General features: G+C 39.2%; 2 protein-coding genes. Both read left to right on the top strand.

Translation table 11 applies throughout. The annotated features are described in order from the left end of the window. The coding region (locus NIES592_RS24010; RefSeq protein ID WP_143168403.1) for a KR domain-containing protein at positions 1 to 916 on the top strand (916 nt) is incomplete at its 5' end. Positions 917 to 1,318: 402 nt separating this feature from the next. Further along, positions 1,319 to 2,967 (top strand): type I polyketide synthase (locus NIES592_RS24005; protein ID WP_371915113.1); only part of this gene is annotated, 1,649 nt, incomplete at its 3' end.

Below are 2,967 nucleotides of genomic sequence, written 5' to 3'. Positions count from 1 at the left end.
CGCTTCTGCACATTCCACTTTTGGTCAACTCAATGGGGTTTTCCATGCGGCTGGAGTACCGGGAGGCGGCGTGATTCAGCGAAAAACCCGGGAAGAAGCGGAAAGTATATTAGCTCCTAAAGTCAAGGGTACACTGGTTCTTGATGCTGTCCTCAAAGATGCTCAACTAGATTTCTTTATCTTAACCTCGTCAATTAATTCAATTCTTGGGGGATTTGGACAAGTAGATTATTGTGCAGCTAATGCTTTTCTTGACGCTTTTGCTCACAGCAATATCACAAAATCTCACACATTCACTACAAGTATCAACTGGGATACTTGGCAAGAAGTTGGGATGGCGGTAAATACAGCAGTGTCTAAACAACTCCAAGAATTGCGTGCAGAAAATCTCAAACAAGGAATATTGCCCCAAGAAGGTATAGATGCTTTGACACGTATTTTAGAAAGTACAATACCTCAAGTTGTGGTATCTCCCTCTGACTTCCTGAATTTATTTCAGCAGCACAATTCTGATCAAAAAATACTCATCTCGGAAGTTTTAGAGACAATCAATAAATCACACGCAACACATCCACGACCCGAATTAAGTAATGATTTTGTTGCGCCTAGAAATGACATTGAGCAAAAACTTGCTGAAATTTGGCAGCAAATTATCGGGATTGAGCGCATAGGAATTTATGATAATTTCTTTGAACTGGGCGGTGATTCTCTCATAGGTATTCAAGTTATTTCTCAAGTCAATAAGTCGTTTGATTTAAATGTTCCTATTGCCAAGCTTTATGAATGCCCAACTGTCAGTTCTATGGCAAAAATTTTGATTCCTGAAGAAGATGAAAAAACTAATTTTAAACAACGATTACTGCGAGGACAAAGAAGAAGACAGATGAAAATGCAAAAAATGCTAGATGAAAGTTAGTCTTATGTAAATTGCAAAGTTTTATTTAGGTTAATTTGATTGGGATGAAAAGGAATTTTATTTTGATATTAAATAGGACTTACAGAAAATTATGAAAAACGAACCGCGAAGGACGCAAAGAACGCAAAGTCAAGAGGTTTAGGAGATATTTGACGCTCTACACTGATAAATCCAGGTTAGGAAAATCCCAAAGTTTTCAAAACACAAAACGAAGTAGCTCTGATTAACACTCTGCGTTCTTTTGTGTTAACCTCTGCGGTCCTCAGCGTTTAAAAATAAAAACATTTGGGATACTCCCCAGGTTGTAACAATGATTGATTTCTAGTTACTTTGAAAGAAAAAATGATAAGTACTTATAAAATACTTGAAAGATCATCAGATTTAGACATAGCTATAGTAGGAATGGCTGGTCGATTTCCTGGTGCGAAGAATATCAATGATTTTTGGCACAATCTTCAGAATGGAATCGAATCTATTTCTTTTTTTTCCGAGCAGGATTTGGTATCTTTAAATATTGAAGATACTGTTTTAAATGACCCAAATTATGTGAAAGCAGCACCTGTACTGGAAGATATAGAGTTTTTTGATGCTAGATTCTTTGGTTTTAGTCCTAGGGAAGCTGAAGTGATTGATCCCCAACACCGTTTCTTTATGGAATGTGCTTGGGAGGCTCTTGAAAATGCCGGGTATGACCCAGAAAAGTATGAAGGTTTGATAGGGGTTTATGCTGGTACAAGCACCAATACTTACTTTTTTAATAATATTTATAACAACTCTAATTTGAATAATATTTCCAATACATATGCTCTTAATAAAGATTTTCTCACTACAAATATCTCATACAAATTAAATCTTACTGGTCCAAGTGTAGGTATCCAAACTTACTGCTCAACTTCATTAGTAGCTGTACACTTAGCCTGCAAAAGTTTGCTGGATGAAGAGTGTGATATGGCTTTGGCTGGTGGAGTTGCCATCAGTGTGCCACAAAAGTCAGGCTATCTCTATCAAGAAGACGGAATTTTATCTCCTGATGGTCACTGTCGCGCTTTTGATGCTAAGGCACAAGGTACTATTTTCGGTAGTGGTCTGGGAATAGTCGTCTTAAAAAGATTTAAAGATGCTGTTAATGATGGCGACTATATTCATGCAATCATCAAAGGTTCAGCTATCAACAACGACGGTTCTCTAAAAGTCAGCTACACTGCACCGAGTGTAGATGGTCAGGCAGAGGTGATTGTAGAAGCTTTAGCGAATGCTGGCGTGAAAGCTGATGATATCTCATACATAGAAACTCACGGAACTGGAACACCTACTGGCGATCCTGTGGAAATCGCTGCGCTTACCAAGGCTTTTCGTACCTTTACACAAAAAAACGGCTTCTGTGCGATCGCTTCGGTAAAACCGAATATCGGACATTTAGATACAGCAGCTGGTATAGCAAGTCTGATCAAAACCGTCTTAGCATTAAAACACAAACAAATACCCCCTAGTCTAAATTTTGAGACTCCCAATCCTCAGATAGATTTTGCCAACAGTCCTTTTTACGTCAATACTAAACTTACCGATTGGAAAACTAACCGTACTCCACGCCGGGCTGGTGTTAGTTCCTTGGGCTTTGGTGGAACTAATGCCCACATCATCCTTGAAGAAGCCCCGGAAATAAAACATTGTGAAGAATCTCGACCTTGGCAATTGCTATTATTGTCAGCCAAAACTGCTTCGGCACTTGAAAGTGCAACTGCGAATCTGGTTACTTACTTAAAACAGCATCCAGATACAAATCTAGCCAATGTAGCATACACTCTTCAGGTTGGTCGTAGGGCTTTTAACTACCGCCGGATTTTGGTTTGCCGGGACGTTGAAGATGCTGTAACCGCCTTGGAAACACTGGAGGAGAAACGGGTTTTAACTGCATACCAAGAACATAGAGAACAACCGATCATATTCATGTTCTCAGGTCAAGGTAGCCAGTATGTAAATATGGGACGCCAGCTTCACGAAGTAGAACCAACATTTCGCCAGCATGTAGACCATTGCAGTCAGATACTTAA

Origin of the sequence: Fischerella major NIES-592 (assembly GCF_001904645.1) — a bacterium.
Lineage (GTDB): Bacteria > Cyanobacteriota > Cyanobacteriia > Cyanobacteriales > Nostocaceae > Fischerella > Fischerella thermalis.
The sequence above is the reverse complement of the archived record's forward strand: the minus strand, read 5'-3'. Positions and strand labels throughout refer to the sequence as shown.